Raw genomic sequence first — 16,582 nt, 5'->3', positions numbered from 1 at the left:
CATGGCTGTACAATTAGTATTAAACTTTATTATCGCAGTGTTTTGGTTGTTTGTAACAAATAGTTACACAACAAATAACTTTGTGTTAGGTTTCATCTTTGGCCTAGTTCTTGTTTACCTCTTACACAGAGTGTTACCAGGTAGATTTTATGTCATCACGCTATATCGTATTATTAAATTAGTTATTATTTTCTTAATCGAACTGATTAAAGCTAATTTTGATGTTTTGAAAATTATTATTAAACCTTCGATTAAAAATGAACCAGGATTCTTTGTTTATCACACAGATTTAAAAAAAGATTGGCAAATTGTCTTGCTGTCTAATTTAATTACATTAACACCTGGTACTGTAGTGCTTGGTGTAAGTGACGATCGTACAAAAATTTATATTCATGCCATAGATTTTTCAACTAAAGAGCAAGAAGTAGAAAGTATTAAAACATCATTAGAGAAAATTGTAAGAGAGGTGGGCGAAATATAATGAATCATAATGTTATTATCGTTATTGCATTAATCATAGTTGTCATTTCTATGTTAGCTATGCTCATTCGCGTTGTGCTAGGCCCATCACTTGCCGATCGTGTTGTCGCATTAGATGCGATTGGTCTTCAATTAATGGCAGTTATAGCATTATTCAGTATTTTATTAAATATTAAATACATGATTGTCGTTATTATGATGATTGGTATATTAGCTTTTTTAGGTACTGCAGTATTCTCTAAATTTATGGACAAAGGTAAGGTGATTGAACATGATCAAAATCATACTGATTAGTCTTGCACTTATCTTTGTTATCATCGGTGCTTTAATTAGCGCCCTAGCAGCTATAGGATTATTGAGACTTGAAGATGTATATTCACGTGCACATGCTGCCGGAAAAGCATCAACATTAGGTGCAATGTCATTACTATTTGGTACGTTTTTATATTTTATTGCTACTCAAGGTTTTGTAAATATGCAATTAATCGTTGCGATTATCTTTGTATTAATTACAGGTCCTCTTTCAAGTCATATGATTATGAAAGCAGCATATAATATTAAAACGCCTTATACTAAAAAGACTAAAGTCGATGAAATTTCGGAAGACTTAAAAGACACAAAATTGTAGATTATATAACAAAATCATGAATATAAATCAACAACAAACAGCAGTAAGATGATTCCAAATTAGGAATGATTTTACTGCTGTTTTCTTTTGACATTGTTACCTCTTTTTCAATGATTTTTTCTTTGACTACAGATTCGCCCTATCTATATATATCTCTTTAATTTAATTGCCTTTCATGTCGTTATGTATTATGATAATAATAATTATAAATCGTAACGATTACGTTTTAAAAAGAGAGAGGTTTTATTATGCATTGGACAATTATCGGCGGTGGCATACAGGGAACTGCAATCGCACAAAAACTATTATCAAGCGGATTAACAACAGACCGATTAACAATCATTGACCCACACGAAACTTTTTGCCAAAGGTTTAACTCATATACAAATCGAATAGAAATGCCTTATTTAAGATCACCGATTGTACATCACGTACATCCACAACCGTTCCATCTAAAACAATTCGCTAAACAGCACCAATATACAAATGCTTTTTATGGTCCTTATCAACGACCTGAATTGACAATGTTTATGGATCATATTGCACATGCTTCTAAACAATATCAATTAGAGGATTGCTTGGTTCAAGGTTTAGTTCAAACTTTAGATAAACAAGAAGACAAATGGCATATCAAGTTAGAAGATGGACAAATTATCACTACAGATTGCGTCGTTATTGCAATAGGCAGTACAAATATTCCGTTTATGCCTGACATTTTAAAAGACAAACAGAATGTAAATCATATCTTCGAGAAAGAACTTGATCAAGTAGTATATGATAAGACCGATCATATCGTTGGTAGCGGCATTACTGCTGCACATCTTGCACTTAAATTGTTAAATCATGATAACGATAAAAAGATTCATTTATGGCTAAATAAAGATATTGAAATACATGACTTTGATGCTGATCCTGGTTGGTTAGGTCCGAAAAATATGTCTTCATTTTTAAGTACTAAAAGCATGCCTGAAAGAAATGCCATTGTACAACGCGAACGTCATAAAGGATCAATGCCTCACGAACTGTACTTACGCCTTAAAAAACATATTAAAAATGGTCGTATAAATGTGCATAAAACACCTATCACTCAAATTAGTGGTGGTGTAATTAACACTGAAAATGATTCTGTTCCATATCAACAGATTATGGTTGCAACTGGTTTTGAACAAGATTTTATGTCACAACCACTTATTAAGCAATTAATACAAAATTATGATGCACCTATCAACGAATGTAATTACCCTGTTATTTCCGAAAAATTAGAATGGATACCAAATCTATTTGTCGCAGGATGCTTTGCAGACTTAGAATTAGGACCATTTGGTAGAAATGTTATGGGTGGCCGTAAAGCTGCCGAACGCATTGAACAAGCATTTCTAAAACTACAACAATATAGCGCATAAAAAAACTGCTAGCCGTAGTTATGAATATCTCATAACATTTCAGCTAGCAGTTCTTTTATTTTAAAGGTTTAATAGCAACTGTACCACGCATAACTGTAATTAATTGTTCTTTGTCATTCTTAATTTTTATATCCCATACATGTGTCGACTTACCTCGATGAATAATTTCAGCTGTCGCAGTAACACGACCATCTTTAGCAGAATGAATATGGTTAGCATTCATCTCTAAACCTAATGGAATAAATTTGGTTGTATCAATTAAATTAGCAGATCCTAATGAACATGCTGTTTCACCTAAAGCAATCGAAGCCCCACCATGTAAATATCCAAATGGTTGTTTTACTTTATCAGTAACAGGCATAGAAATAACAACTAAACCATCTTCCTGGTGATCTATTGACATCTCAAATGTCTCTAATAAATGAGTCATATTTTCACCTCTTTATGCTTATAGTACCATAGCAGCAATAGTACCGAAAATCATTAAAGGAATATTATAAAACAAGAAGTTTGGTACACATGTATCACGTATATGATCATGTTGGCCATCAACATTTAATCCCGCAGTTGGTCCTAATGTTGAATCACTTGCAGGCGAACCTGAGTCACCTAATGCACTCGCTGTTCCAATCAATGCGATTAATGCCATTGTATCTAGTCCAATTGACGCTCCAAAAGGAATGAATAATGATGCGATAATAGGAATTGTTGCAAATGATGATCCAATACCTAAAGTGACAATTAAACCTATCACATACATCATGATAATGCTAAATAATTTATTATCACCAGTAATACTTGTTAAAGTTTTAACTAATTCATCTATATCACCAGTAGCATTCATTACACCAGCAAATCCATTTGCTGTTAAAATAACTACACCAATATAAGCCATAATTTTAATACCTTCAACAAACTTAGCATCTAATTCATACCAATTATATGCACGTGAAATAAAGAATACGAGTACCCCTGCCAGTGCACCAAAAATCATTGAATCTGTAAATGTTTGTACTAAAAATGTAGCTAGTATTGCTACAATTGTTACTATTAAGATATATGGTTTTAACTCTGTAACATTGTCACTATCTGAAATTTTACGTGTTTCATATTCACGTGGTTTACGATATACATATAAACCGATAAGTAAGCCAACAATATACCCCATTGAAGGAATAAGCATTGCTTTCCAAATCATATTAAACTCAATTGGGTGATTTGCCTTTGCAAAGCCACTTTGAATAATTTGCTGGAAAATTTGACCGAATCCATATGGTAATAACACATACGGGAAACATAAACCAAAACCGATAATCAAACCGATTAAACGTCTATCTATTTTTAAGTCATTAAACAGACTTAACAATGGTGGGATGACAATTGGAATGAATGCAATATGTACAGGAATTAAGTTTTGACTCATGATACTCATAGCTAATAATGCAATAATTATTGTCACTTTTACTTTAACTCTTGACCATCGACTATTTTCAGCGTGTATTGCATTTATAATTTTTCCTACTAAATAGTCTGTGATACCACTGTATGAAATTAATGCTGCAAATCCACCTAATAAGGCATAGCTTAATGCTACCTCAGCACCATCGACTATATTTTTTCCGAATACATTAATTACTTTTTCAATGCTCATACCTGATACTACGCCACCAACTAGCGCACTGATAAATAAGCTTATAACTACGTTTAATCGACATAAACATAGCACAATCATTAAAATTACTGCTATTACTACTGCATTTATCATATGACAACCATCCTTTATCACTCTATCGAACTAAAGCGTTTATAGACTACATAGTATCAGTAGCTTTAACACCTGTCAATAGCAAACTATACCAATAATCTTTATTTTTTAGTTAATTGTCTTTCTTAAAATAATTTTAGCTTTCATTAAATTAAACAATTTTACAAGCTTGGAACACCAATCAAAATCCTAAGTTCTAAAATGTAATATTAGTAGTCGTTGACTGAATGAACATATGCTTATAATATTTTTTTGCAATGCTAGTCAAGTTGATTTATGCTCACAAGGATATGCGATTTATATTTTCTTACAACAATGAAAATGCCTGATACAATGCGATCCTTTATACTTTCAAGAGTTAAATTAGAAATGTATATCAAGACACAAGTTGTATCAGGCAAATAATTAAATTATTGTTGTTTTAACCATTGTACTATCGTCGGAATCATAAATCCTGTTGGCCCTTTTGGACCATTATATGAAGCTTTATTAGTCGTTGCTGGACCTGCAATATCGAAATGAATGTGAGGTGTTTGACCACTAAAATGTGTTACAAAACTTGCCGCAAATAGCGCTTTACCTTGTCCATTCGTATGGTTAACTAAATCAGCGATATCACTGTGTTTAATACTTGCACGTTCGGTTGCAGTAATCGGTAATTCAAATACCATTTCATCGACTTTAGAACTTATTTGTAATATATCGTTTAATATCACTTTACTATTCGATTCAAATGCAGCAGCTTTATCATCGCCTAGTGCAACAATTGCTGCACCCGTTAATGTAGCAAAGTCCATAATCACACTAGGCTGATATTGATTTGCATAATACACAGCATCTGCAAGGACTAATCTACCTTCAGCGTCTGTATTCATTACTTCTACAGTTTCACCACTTAATGCTGTAAATACATCATCTGGCTTCATTGATGCTTCATTTATCATATTTTCAGCACAAGCAAGCACTCCGACAATATTTACAGGCAGTTGTAAACGACTAGCCGCTTCAATGATACCAACGACATTCGCAGCGCCACACATGTCAAACTTCATTGTAGCCATGCCATTCTTCGTTTTAATACTATAACCACCAGAATCATACGTTATACCTTTACCAACTAAGGCAATTGGTGCTTCATCTTTGTCTTTGCCATTATATGTGATGGTTACTAATCTCGGTTTATGCTTACTACCTTTACCTACTGCTTGTAAAAGTCCGAATCCTTCAGAAACTAAAGTGTCATAATCTTTAACATCTACTTTGACCTTTGTATTTTTAAAATGATTAACAATATCTTCTGCAAATGTTTGTGGTGTTAATACATTCGGTGGCATATTACTAAAGTCTCTTGCCAAATTAATGGATTGGCCAATACTGATACCCTCATGAATGAAATCTAATTCAATTAATGATTCACTAATAAGGTTTAAATTCGTCTTAAACGGTGCCTTCTTACTTGATTTATAATGATCGAATTCATATGTTGCACGCTCACTTTGAATACCGCATGCCATTAATACATCTGATAACTGATCATATTTTGAAATAAATGAATCCATAAGTAAATAAGTATCTTCAATGTGTTCTGACTTTATGTATTGGAAAAGATGTCCCCATATTTTCAACATATCTTGATAACTACGTGCTTTTAAGTTTCCTAAACCAACTGTAATTAAACGATATGTTTGATCTTGTACATCAAATGCAGTTGTATAAATCTTCCCAACTTTACTACCAATAATATGTTGATGTTTTAGTCTTTCAAGTGATTCTGTAATATCGATATGATTAAAACTAATGCGCTCTAACTGATTTAAATGTTCTGGTATACCAATAATCAATGTATTTATTTCGTTGCTTAGTGTGTTATTTAATTTAAAATTCATAATGTACCTCCTTAGATTTGATATGTTACTCACTTCAAATTGTACAACAATAAAGCCCTTCAGTGACACTGAAGGACTTTATAAATGAATAATTTAATTTTATGTGTTTAGCTGAAACTTTATTTAAAGCCTAGAATTTACCTTTTTTGAATGCTAAACCGATACCACCGATTTTGAATACCGCACGTGTATCAATCACTTTTTTCATGAATGCTGCTTTTTTACCAGCGATAGGTTTACCAAATACCATACCTACACCGTCATGTGAACCTAAAGAACAAACAGTTCCACGATCAACGTATTCGAATTCTTCAGTTGATTCACCGTTTAAGATGCGTTTAATGTTTTTAGCAACACTTTCACCTTGTTGCATTGCAATTTGTGCTGTAGTTGGTAATGGACGTTCTTCTCCAGCTGGGATAAACGCTGAACAGTCACCAATAACAAAAATGTTGTCGTAACCATTGATTGTTAAATCTTGCTTTGTAACGATACGTCCACGTTTAACGCCTTCAAATGATTCTTCCATTAATTTACTACCACGTACACCAGCTGCCCATACTGAAGTACCTGCATTTAATTGTTGTTTTTCACCATCTACTTCAACTACAAAACCTTTTTCGTTACAAGCAACGATTGGTGTAGCAATTTTAAATTCAACACCGCGGTCTTCTAAGTAGCTAACTGCGTGGTTAACTAATTCTTCTGAGAACATTGGTAACATTTTAGGTGCTGCTTCAACACAAGTGATTTTAACTTTATTTTGATCCACACCATATTTGCTACATAATTCAGGAATTCTGTCTGTTAATTCACCTAAGAATTCAACACCAGTGAATCCAGCACCACCAACTAAGATAGATAAATCGTTATCATCTTTTTCTTTTGATGCTGCATAGTTAGCAAATTTGTCTTCGATATGACGTGATAATTCACGTGCTGTGATAACATTTTCAATTTGGAAAGCATGATCTTTCATACCTTCGATGCCGAATGTTTCACTAACGAAACCTAATGCTACTACTAAAATATCAAAGTCATAAATACCTTGATTTGTTTCTACCTTTTTAGCATCACGGTCAATTTTTGTTACTTCTGCTTGAACAAAGTTCACTTTGTCTTTCTTCAAGACACTTTCCACAGGATATAATACATCTTCATAGTTTAGTGTACCTGCTGATGCTTCATGTAACCATGTTGCTTCATAGTGATATTCATTTTTATTAATAAGCGTAATTTCTGCTTCTTCTGTTGATATCGCTTTTTGCAATTTAGTTACAGTTTGTAAACCTGCATAACCAGCACCAAGTACAAGTACTTTTTTACGATCTTGAGCCATTTAATTTCACCTAAGCTTTCATATTTTTTTAACCAAATGCTGATAATTACTAGTAACAACTGGTCATTACTACTTTTACCACAATGTATACTAGTTTATCATCATTTTGTTATTTAAGTCTTTTAAATTATGTAAAAACCTGTGATGTTCACAAAAAAGACATTTTTAATCCAATACTAATTCTATAGCTTTTATGTTATATTTTCAAGCAAGATTCAGTCAGATTGTGAAAAAATTAATTAATTTTTTCGTAGCCTGATTTCGATTAAAAATGTATCCGTTATCACGATCATTTAAAATACTATTTATAGTGAGATTCTTAATTTTCAATAAGCTTTTTAATAAAACAAAATATCTTTACGTAAAAATAGGACATAATCAAATATGTCCCTAATCATAATTGATATCAATTTGTATCCCAAAAATTGGGTTAACCATTAAAAAGTTATTTTATTAGCAATTTTCAGGATTACCTGCAACTTTTGCAGTTCTAAATGAACTACCACAGCCACATGAAGCAATTGCATTAGGATTGTCGATTTGGAAACCGCCACCCATTAATGATTGCTTAAAATCAATAGTCGTACCATTTAATACGGGTGCATCTTCTTTGTCTACTAATACTTTTAATCCAAAGTATTCTAAGACTTCATCATTTTCACCAGGCGCTTCTTCTGCACCCATACCGTATGTTAAACCAGTGCACCCGCCACCATTCACTTTAATTTTTAAATAGCCATCTGGCATTTCATTTGCTTTAAGCATATCTTTTACTTCGTAGGCAGCTGCTTCTGTTAATATAACTGTTGGCATGATAACTCCTCCTTAAAAAATCCATGTTTCTTTTATATGTGCATATATATTTTGTAATAATTCTTCCGGCGAATCACCTTCAACAATATCACCATTTACTAAAGCATACAACCCGGCTGAACATATACCACAATGTGTCAGGCAACCATACTCTAACACATCGACATCTGGGTCATTTTCCAGTTGATTAAAAACATAATCTCCACCTTTTGCCATGTTAGAGAGACAAAATTCTACGATCGGATTCATACTTCACCTTCTTATTTCATTTGTTACAATATTATAGCATTTTAAAACTGGTATTTTAACATGATGTGCTCAATTACCAACAACTGATGTTTCTTATCCCAGTTATGTAATAGTGCCTTAGTTAGTACAAATATTTATTTGTAGTCATTTTCAAAAAAATATATAATAAGCATATAAATACATATTTACTTTTTTAGGGGTTATTGATGAATCAAAGACACTTGCATTTTATAACTGTTCATTAACAAATATATCTATGCACTTTGATCTTTTCAAAATTAAAGTAAATATTAACATATAAAAGGGGTACTTCATTATGAAAAACTTAGTTTTGTTAGGCGGCGGATATGGTAATATGCGTATCATGTCACGCATTTTAACTACTTCTTTACCACAAGATTATACAGTCACATTAGTTGATCGTATGCCATTTCATGGATTGAAACCAGAATTCTATGCTTTAGCTGCGGGCACGAAATCAGATAAAGATGTTCGCATGAAATTCCCTAATCATCCACAAGTGAATACAGTTTATGGTGAAATTAACGACATAGATTTAGATGCTCAAATTGTCTCAGTCGGTAATTCTAAAATTGATTATGATGAGCTAATCATTGGTTTAGGATGTGAAGATAAGTATCATAACGTTCCAGGAGCCGAAGAATATACACATAGTATTCAAACACTCTCAAAGGCTCGGGATACTTTCCATAGTATTAGTGAACTACCAGAAGGTGCTAAAGTTGGTATCGTTGGTGCTGGATTAAGTGGCATAGAACTTGCCAGCGAATTAAGAGAAAGTAGATCAGACTTGGAAATATATCTTTATGACCGTGGGCCGCGAATTTTAAGAAATTTTCCAGAAAAATTAAGTAAGTATGTTGCGAAATGGTTCGCCAAAAATAATGTTACCGTTGTTCCAAATTCAAATATTAATAAAGTTGAACCTGGTAAAATATATAACTGTGATGAACCTAAAGATATTGATTTAGTTGTATGGACAGCAGGAATTCAACCTGTTGAAGTTGTTCGTAACTTGCCGATTGATATAAATAGTAATGGACGCGTGATAGTTAACCAGTATCATCAAGTACCAACATATCGTAACGTCTATGTAGTTGGTGATTGTGCTGATTTACCACATGCGCCAAGTGCTCAGTTAGCCGAAGTTCAAGGTGATCAAATTGCCGATGTGCTTAAAAAGCAATGGCTAAATGAACCATTACCTGACAAAATGCCGGAACTAAAGGTACAAGGTATCGTTGGGTCATTAGGAGATAAACAAGGTTTTGCATATATCATGGACCGCACTGTAACAGGACGACTCGCTTCTATTTTAAAATCCGGCGTACTTTGGTTATATAAATATCATAATGGTTAAAATTAAAAAGCAATGTCAGTTCACACTATTACTGACATTGCTTTTTGTTATGTGTATATTATTCATTCACAAGCTTTTGGTCTATAAATCGAGTGATTTGCTTTGTTTGTATATAACCATCTGCTACATATTCATCGTTCATTGTAATTAATGGATAAAATAGTTCATCTTGTTCTATTCTTTCAATAAATTGTAAATCATGATCTGTTAAGTTGTCATTATCTTTTGTAATATCTATATACGTATATTTAAATGATATATTTGGGTATTTTCTTTTTAATAGCGGCTGTAGCCAGTCATAAATATCTTTCGATGTTGGCGCATTAACGCAACTTGCACATATAACATCTGCCCCATATACTACCACACTCACGTGCTCCATATATTTATCCCCCATTGGTTTGATAGATTTTTATTACACTATCTATTATAATATACTAATAAAGATTATCAAATTCATCTCTCGAAAGGAGACTTGCCTGATGCCTACTGAAGATACAACGATGTTTGATCAAGTAGCAGAAGTTATTGAACGTCTTCGTCCATTTTTATTACGTGATGGTGGCGACTGCTCATTGATTGACGTGGAAGACGGTATTGTTAAATTACAATTACATGGTGCATGTGGTACATGCCCAAGTTCTACAATCACTCTTAAAGCTGGTATTGAGCGTGCATTACACGAAGAAGTGCCTGGTGTAATAGAAGTAGAACAAGTATTCTAATATAAAGATATTAAGTTAACAGAACATATTATGAATAACAACAAAGACAGGAATACTGAATTATTTATAATCAGTTATTACCTGTCTTTTTTCGCTGTCAAATTGGACTGATGGGAAAGTTATTTTATACTATTTATCTGATTAATTATTTTATTATTGCCACATATCCAAGCGTATATTTCTATTCTATTCTATGAAATTTAAAATATAAAAATAGCACATACGCTCAATCAAAATCGTTGAGTTATGTGCTATTTGTATTTTAATTTTTAGGTTTATCTACTTCAGGTTGTGGTTCACCTTTCATATGTTTCGCAATTTGCTCATCCATATAAACCCAACCTTTCCAACCGATGTGTACGGCATCACTGATAACATATTTTTCATAATCTTTATCAGTCATATCGTAAATTTTACCACCATTATCTACAACAGTAGAATGGATTTTTTTATAAACTGCTTGACGACGTTCTTTATCGATACCAATGTGGTCATACCATACACCGTTTGATGGAATACTTACATATTGAACATCTGCACCAGCAGCACGCATTGTTTTTACAAGTAATTCTAAATCTTGGAATTCTGGAGAATTAACATTGAATTCGTAGTCACGTCTAACTTTACGCTTACTTTCTTGAATTAATTTCCAGTATTGATCTCTAATACCAAATTTATTCGATGTAGTATCAGCTTTACCAATTTCAACTGCTTTTTGTTTCATCTCATCCCAAGAAGCGTCTGGTTTTGTAGCAGGTTTAACATGTTCTAATGGAGATTTATCCATTGCAAACAATGATTTAATCGCTTCTATTTTAATCAATTGATTCTCTTTAAAACCAGAAATATAACTATCTTTAGTTTCTTTAGGGTTTTTAGCATAAGATTTCAAGTATTCTTTATTGTGTACATGTGGAAACTGTAATAAACGTTGTGCATAACGACGTTTTAATTCAGTAGACATGTTTTTCTGCTGGAACATTTGATTAATTTGAGTTTGAGACATACGAGCATCAAAGTTTTGATTCGTTAAACCATGGTTTGTAAACCATTGTGGTGAAATAATAAATGTTAATTTCTTACCTTTTAATTTATCATACTGTGATGCAAGTTCAACTGCGTTAATTAAGTCTGTAGAACCACCAGCACCTAATAAGAATGCTTTTTTGTTGGCGTTATGCTTATTTAATGCAATTGCAGGATTAAATGGGTCATCTTTACCTAATTCACTAGAGCCGTATATAGGATAATACTTGTTTGATTCGTATAACTTATCTTGAGTGAGTGTGCCTTTTAGTACTTGATCTGTCAATGAAGTTCTATTATCTTCTACAGTCTTTTCATTTACTAATCCTGTAAACCAACTAGCAGGTAATAATAGAAAGACAATGAATACCGCTCCACTAATTAAAATGGGTAAAAAAGGTTTTAATTTCATCGTAACTCTTCTAATGCTTCAACGATTTTATTTGGTGTTGCCCACTCATCTCTATCAAAGTCCATAATAGATACTTCGATATCAAGTTTATTTTGAATCTCTAATAATAATCCAACTGTTTGGAAAGAATCAATAATACCTTCTTCAAAAATTTCTACGTCTGGATTTTCTTTTACAATATCATTTTCTGCTACTTCTGCTAATAAATTTAATACTTGTTCTCTAAATTCCATAATTAAATTCTCCTTTATTATATAAGTTTACCTGAGAAGATTAAAAAGCCAAATGTTACAAAGTGGAATGTAATCACAATGCTAAGTGCTGTTGTGAAACCATTTTGCCAACGTGGCGGATGTTTCTTACGCCAACGTTCATAATAGCCATAACCTATAAACAATGCTGCATGGTATAAACCATAAACAATGTAATACACTTCGATACCATGCCAAATTCCCATTATGAAGAAGTTGATTAAGAATGCCACGTTAGACATTGCAAATTGACTCTTCAATAATTTTTTACGAGACATGTAGAATAAAGATCTCATGTAAATACAATCTCTGAACCAGAATGATAATGTCATATGCCATCTATTCCAGAAATCTTTAATATTTTTCGCTTTGAAAGGTTTATCGAAGTTTGGTGGTGTTTTAATACCGAATAAATAACTAAATGCTATCGCAAATAAACTATAACCTGCAAAGTCAAAGAATAAATATAAGCTGTATGCGTACATATATAACCACAAATTGACAAAGCCATGTAAGTCTAATTGTAACGGCATGATTGCATATGTGTTAATAAAGTAAGCAACAATATATTTATACAAGAAACCAAGCATAATCATGTGAATTGCTTTTAATACTAATTCACGATATTCATTGCCTGTTGGTACTTTTTTATCGTCTTTAACGAAACGTTTGTAACGATCGATTGGTCCAGATGAAATCGTTGGGAAGAATGAAATAAATTGAATTAATTTCCATACTTTAATTTCTTTGATAGAACCATCACGAATTTCCATAATTAACTGCACACTTTTGAATGTAACATAAGAAATTCCTAAGAAACCAACAAATTCAATTAATTTACTTTCATGGAAGTGAATCTGATGTCCACCTAACCATGTACTTTGTAACACTTTCACAAGTGCTAATGGCAATATTGATAAAACCATTACAGTTACAAATTTTGAAAATGAATTATTTTTTGGTTTTGAATGATAATAAAACATTATCAATAAAACTTGCCATACGACGTAAATAATAAAACTAATTAATTGAACACTTAAATACTTTTGGTCAAACAGATTATGTTTATCAGAAGAAAAGATTAACACAATCATAAATGCTGTAACTACGCCATTATAAATGTAACTTCGCTTACCTAAAAATCCAAGTATAATGACTGGTAATAATGCAATTAAGGCAATTAAGAAGAATGTAAAATCACCATATGGAATCATCCGTTAATTACCTCTGCAATTTTCTTTCTGTCAATTTTACCATTTGAAGTCAATGGCAATTGTTCCATCCATTCAAACTTTCTAGGAATCATATACTCTGGTAAGCGTGATTTCAAGTCATTTTTAATATTTTTAGTCATTTCTGCATTGTCCGTAACTTCAGTCGTTGGCACAATTGCACCAATTAAATGAATAACTTTATCATTTTTATATACAGGTACAACAATCGCTTCTTTTACGAACTCAGACTGGCGTAATTGTGTTTCAATTTCTTCTAATTCCATTCTGTAGCCATTCAATTTGATTTGGAAATCAATACGACCTTGAATGAACCATTGACCATTTTCAAACTTCGCTTTATCACCAGTGTGATATGTACGAATACCGTCATCGAAATTAAATACTTCAGCTGTTTTTTGGTCATTTTTTAAGTATCCTAAACTTACACTTTGACCTTCGATAACAAGTTCACCTTCATCTGTAGTAGATAATCTTGCGCCTGGTCTTTCAACGCCAACAGGTAATGTCGGATATTGATCTAAGATTTCTTGTGTAATTTGAATACTTGTAACTGCTACCGTAGCTTCAGTTGGACCATATGTGTTGTAAATCGTCGCACTTGGGAAACGGTTTACTAACGCTTTTGCTGCTCTGTGAGGTAGAATTTCACCACAGAAGAAGAATTCGTTAAGACTACCATATTGTTCTTCATTAAGCGTTGGTAATAATAAACACATTTCCATAAATGATGGTGTTGATACCCAAATGTTAATCGGTGTTGCTGTTAGCATTTCATTTAATAATTTAGGTTTATTAATCATGTTTTTATCTACAAGATTTAATGTACCGCCTGATGCTAAACATGGATAAATAGCCATTACAGATAAATCAAATGAAAATGGCGCTTGGTTAAGCCATTGTTGTTCATTTCCTGATTTATTAAGTTCTAACATCCACTCAGTAAATTGAACTAAACTTGCATATTCAATTTGAACACCTTTAGGTTCCCCAGTAGAACCAGATGTAAAGATTGTGTATACTGTGTCGTTATCTTTAATCTGACTATCAAAAATTACTGGGTCTTGAGATGTTTTAATATCTTCTATTGTAAATACTTCGCCTTCTAAACTTTCAAATGATTCATCAGTCGTATTAAATACAAACTCTGGTTGAACCTTGTTAATAATCATTTTAATACGGTCTTCAGGAATTGAAGTGTCTACAGGTACATATCCACATCCTGCTTTAATGGCACCAATCATCCCAACAATCATATATGGTGACATGTGACCGAATAAAATCATCGGTTTCTTACTACCTTGTAATCGATGTGCTAATTTACTAGACTCATCCATTAACTGTTGATAAGTTAATTCATCAGTTGTGTGTCTAACAGCAATGCTTTGTGGATTTGCATCCGCAAACGCTTGCAGCTTGTTAATAATATCTGTCATATTAAGTCTCCCTCATTAGAACTCATTATAAATGAAGTTATTGTGTGTGTCGCCACTGCCATAAATTAAATATAAAGTAATAAATATTGCCAAATACAATAGTGTTAATAAATATGGTTTGAATGCTTCAACATATTTATTAGGTGGCTGTTTACTTTTAGATTTCATATTGCACCTCTTAAAGTTCTTAGTAAAAACGCCTTTATAAAGACCGTTCAATATAAAATACGTTTTAAAATTTGTTTTTTACAATTCATTATATCGATATTCATAATGAAATTCAATTTTAATTTTATAGATTCAACATAGTAATTGGTTGTCATCACTCAATTATTGTAAATGATACACTTTGTTGAGAACATCATTCATTTTAAAGGTTATTTAAACAATAAACAATTACAGTCTATATAACAATTTTGTTATATACGTCAAAATCAAATAAACTCATCACATTAATATGACGAGTTTATAATGTTATTGAATTATCATCAGCGCAAATATATACATTCGCAAGTCAAGCATAACATATTTAACAATTGCTTTGCTTGTTTTACCAATGATTAAAAACCATACTTATTTTCAATTTACTGGAGTATGTGGTACCTGATTTGTCATAACCGCTTCTATATTATTAATACATAATTGAATCATATTGTCCCGTGTTGTTACTGATGCGCTACCAATGTGTGGTGTAATCAGAACATTATCACGTCCCATTAATGGATGTGTATGATCAATCGGTTCATTTGCTAATACATCTAAACCACATGCTAAAATTTCTTTATTGTCTAGTGCATCGATTAATGCTGTTTCATCTACAATTTGTCCTCTACCGATATTAATAAAAATTGCATCATTTTTCATTTGTTCAAATGCTTCAGCATTAAATTTATGATGTGTTTCTTTTGTAAGTGGCGCTGTACAGATGATAAAATCACTTTCTGCTAACAACGTTTCAAAAGAAACATATGTTGCATTAAAGTCCGCCTCTGCATCTTTATGTCTTGATCGATTATGATAAAGAATATTAGTATTAAACCCTTGCAACCTTCTTGCAAAAGCTTTACCAATATCTCCCATACCATATATTCCAATAGTTGAATTGAAGACATCTTTACCTGACAATAAATAAGGACCCCAGCTTTGCCATGCATCTGCTTCTACATATTTTTCAGCTTCTACAATACGGCGTGCTATAGCAAGCATTAATGTAAATCCTAATTCTGCAGTTGTTTCAGTAAGTACATTTGGTGTATTCGTGACAACCACGTTATTCGCTGTTGCACTTTCAACATCGATGTTGTCATATCCTACAGCCATATTCGCAATTACTTTTAAATTTGGTGATTGCGCTAAAATTTCTGCATCGATCTGTTCACTTAATGTAATAAAACAAGCATCTGCGTCACGAAGTGCTGTCACAAATTGATCTTTAGGCATAGGCACTAATGATTTTTGCCACATAACAACGTCACCAAGTTTACTTAATTGTTGATAAAATTTATCTGGGATTTTCCTCGAAACAACTATTTTTACCAAATCAATTCACCTACTTT

General features: G+C 32.4%; 20 protein-coding genes. 6 read left to right on the top strand and 14 right to left on the bottom strand.

The features are described 5' to 3' along the window. Position 1 precedes the first annotated feature (1 nt). The 4 genes from mnhE1 to JQN76_RS08290 all read left to right on the top strand — a co-directional run bounded on the left by mnhE1 (position 2) and on the right by JQN76_RS08290 (position 2,511). Positions 2-481 (top strand): Na+/H+ antiporter Mnh1 subunit E, encoded by a 480-nt coding sequence (mnhE1, locus tag JQN76_RS08305; RefSeq protein WP_000290674.1) that lies wholly within the window; start codon positions 2-4, stop codon positions 479-481. Beyond that, positions 481-774, top strand: a complete 294-nt coding sequence (gene mnhF1 / locus JQN76_RS08300) for a Na+/H+ antiporter Mnh1 subunit F (protein WP_001016306.1) — start codon at positions 481-483, stop codon at positions 772-774. The genes mnhE1 and mnhF1 overlap by 1 nt, the downstream gene beginning before the upstream one ends. Beyond that, entirely contained in the window at positions 752-1,108 is a 357-nt protein-coding gene (gene mnhG1 / locus JQN76_RS08295) for a Na+/H+ antiporter Mnh1 subunit G (RefSeq protein WP_000590451.1), read from the top strand. Before mnhF1 ends, mnhG1 begins: the two co-directional genes overlap by 23 nt. A gap of 248 nt (positions 1,109-1,356) precedes the next feature. Next, positions 1,357-2,511, top strand: coding sequence for an FAD/NAD(P)-binding protein (locus JQN76_RS08290; RefSeq protein WP_000558769.1), 1,155 nt, complete (start codon positions 1,357-1,359; stop codon positions 2,509-2,511). Positions 2,512-2,566: 55 nt separating this feature from the next. Here JQN76_RS08290 and JQN76_RS08285 read toward each other — a convergent pair whose 3' ends face one another. From JQN76_RS08285 to JQN76_RS08260, 6 genes are all read right to left on the bottom strand, one after another. Continuing rightward, positions 2,567-2,941, bottom strand: coding sequence for a PaaI family thioesterase (locus JQN76_RS08285; protein ID WP_000149295.1), 375 nt, complete (start codon positions 2,939-2,941; stop codon positions 2,567-2,569). Between the two features lie 18 nt (positions 2,942-2,959). Continuing rightward, positions 2,960-4,276: a Na+/H+ antiporter family protein gene (locus tag JQN76_RS08280; protein ID WP_000606334.1), complete on the bottom strand. Its 1,317-nt coding sequence runs from the start codon at positions 4,274-4,276 to the stop codon at positions 2,960-2,962. A 410-nt stretch (positions 4,277-4,686) separates the two neighbouring features. Next, entirely contained in the window at positions 4,687-6,162 is a 1,476-nt protein-coding gene (locus JQN76_RS08275) for a M17 family metallopeptidase (protein ID WP_001009688.1), read from the bottom strand. A 130-nt stretch (positions 6,163-6,292) separates the two neighbouring features. Next, positions 6,293-7,501, bottom strand: a complete 1,209-nt coding sequence (locus tag JQN76_RS08270) for an NAD(P)/FAD-dependent oxidoreductase (protein WP_000046076.1) — start codon at positions 7,499-7,501, stop codon at positions 6,293-6,295. A gap of 453 nt (positions 7,502-7,954) precedes the next feature. Next, a complete protein-coding gene (locus JQN76_RS08265; RefSeq protein ID WP_001143495.1) occupies positions 7,955-8,314 on the bottom strand; it encodes a HesB/IscA family protein in 360 nt (119 codons plus the stop codon). 12 nt (positions 8,315-8,326) lie between these two features. Next, a complete protein-coding gene (locus tag JQN76_RS08260; RefSeq protein ID WP_001068337.1) occupies positions 8,327-8,563 on the bottom strand; it encodes a YuzB family protein in 237 nt (78 codons plus the stop codon). A 316-nt stretch (positions 8,564-8,879) separates the two neighbouring features. Between JQN76_RS08260 and JQN76_RS08255 the strand changes: the two genes are divergently transcribed. After that, positions 8,880-9,944: an NAD(P)/FAD-dependent oxidoreductase gene (locus JQN76_RS08255; protein WP_000794020.1), complete on the top strand. Its 1,065-nt coding sequence runs from the start codon at positions 8,880-8,882 to the stop codon at positions 9,942-9,944. 58 nt (positions 9,945-10,002) lie between these two features. On the opposite strand, the gene JQN76_RS08250 is transcribed toward JQN76_RS08255, so the two are convergent. Then, positions 10,003-10,326: a YuzD family protein gene (locus JQN76_RS08250; protein WP_000401414.1), complete on the bottom strand. Its 324-nt coding sequence runs from the start codon at positions 10,324-10,326 to the stop codon at positions 10,003-10,005. Between the two features lie 100 nt (positions 10,327-10,426). Between JQN76_RS08250 and JQN76_RS08245 the strand changes: the two genes are divergently transcribed. Continuing rightward, positions 10,427-10,669 (top strand): NifU family protein, encoded by a 243-nt coding sequence (locus JQN76_RS08245; protein WP_001141883.1) that lies wholly within the window; start codon positions 10,427-10,429, stop codon positions 10,667-10,669. Positions 10,670-10,931: 262 nt separating this feature from the next. Here the strand turns inward: JQN76_RS08245 and dltD are convergent, their stop codons facing one another. From dltD to JQN76_RS08210, 7 genes are all read right to left on the bottom strand, one after another. Beyond that, positions 10,932-12,107 (bottom strand): D-alanyl-lipoteichoic acid biosynthesis protein DltD, encoded by a 1,176-nt coding sequence (gene dltD / locus JQN76_RS08240; protein ID WP_001836920.1) that lies wholly within the window; start codon positions 12,105-12,107, stop codon positions 10,932-10,934. Then, positions 12,104-12,340, bottom strand: a complete 237-nt coding sequence (gene dltC, locus JQN76_RS08235) for a D-alanine--poly(phosphoribitol) ligase subunit 2 (RefSeq protein ID WP_000395692.1) — start codon at positions 12,338-12,340, stop codon at positions 12,104-12,106. Before dltC ends, dltD begins: the two co-directional genes overlap by 4 nt. 17 nt (positions 12,341-12,357) lie before the next feature. Continuing rightward, positions 12,358-13,572: a PG:teichoic acid D-alanyltransferase DltB gene (gene dltB / locus JQN76_RS08230; RefSeq protein WP_000613541.1), complete on the bottom strand. Its 1,215-nt coding sequence runs from the start codon at positions 13,570-13,572 to the stop codon at positions 12,358-12,360. After that, positions 13,569-15,026 carry a D-alanine--poly(phosphoribitol) ligase subunit DltA gene (dltA, locus tag JQN76_RS08225; protein WP_000129653.1) on the bottom strand — a complete coding sequence of 486 codons (1,458 nt, stop codon included), beginning with the start codon at positions 15,024-15,026 and terminating at the stop codon, positions 13,569-13,571. The genes dltB and dltA overlap by 4 nt, the downstream gene beginning before the upstream one ends. A 15-nt stretch (positions 15,027-15,041) precedes the next feature. Next, positions 15,042-15,194, bottom strand: coding sequence for a teichoic acid D-Ala incorporation-associated protein DltX (locus tag JQN76_RS08220; protein ID WP_000837752.1), 153 nt, complete (start codon positions 15,192-15,194; stop codon positions 15,042-15,044). A 47-nt stretch (positions 15,195-15,241) separates the two neighbouring features. After that, complete coding sequence (locus tag JQN76_RS08215) at positions 15,242-15,352, bottom strand: hypothetical protein (RefSeq protein WP_001790652.1); 111 nt, start codon at positions 15,350-15,352, stop codon at positions 15,242-15,244. Between the two features lie 253 nt (positions 15,353-15,605). Then, positions 15,606-16,565 (bottom strand): 2-hydroxyacid dehydrogenase, encoded by a 960-nt coding sequence (locus tag JQN76_RS08210; protein ID WP_000239131.1) that lies wholly within the window; start codon positions 16,563-16,565, stop codon positions 15,606-15,608. Positions 16,566-16,582 lie beyond the last annotated feature (17 nt).

The sequence above is a fragment of the Staphylococcus sp. SM3655 genome, from assembly GCF_016917315.1.
GTDB lineage: Bacteria > Bacillota > Bacilli > Staphylococcales > Staphylococcaceae > Staphylococcus > Staphylococcus aureus.
Note: the sequence above shows the minus strand (reverse complement) of the source record. Positions and strands in the feature narration are given on the sequence as shown.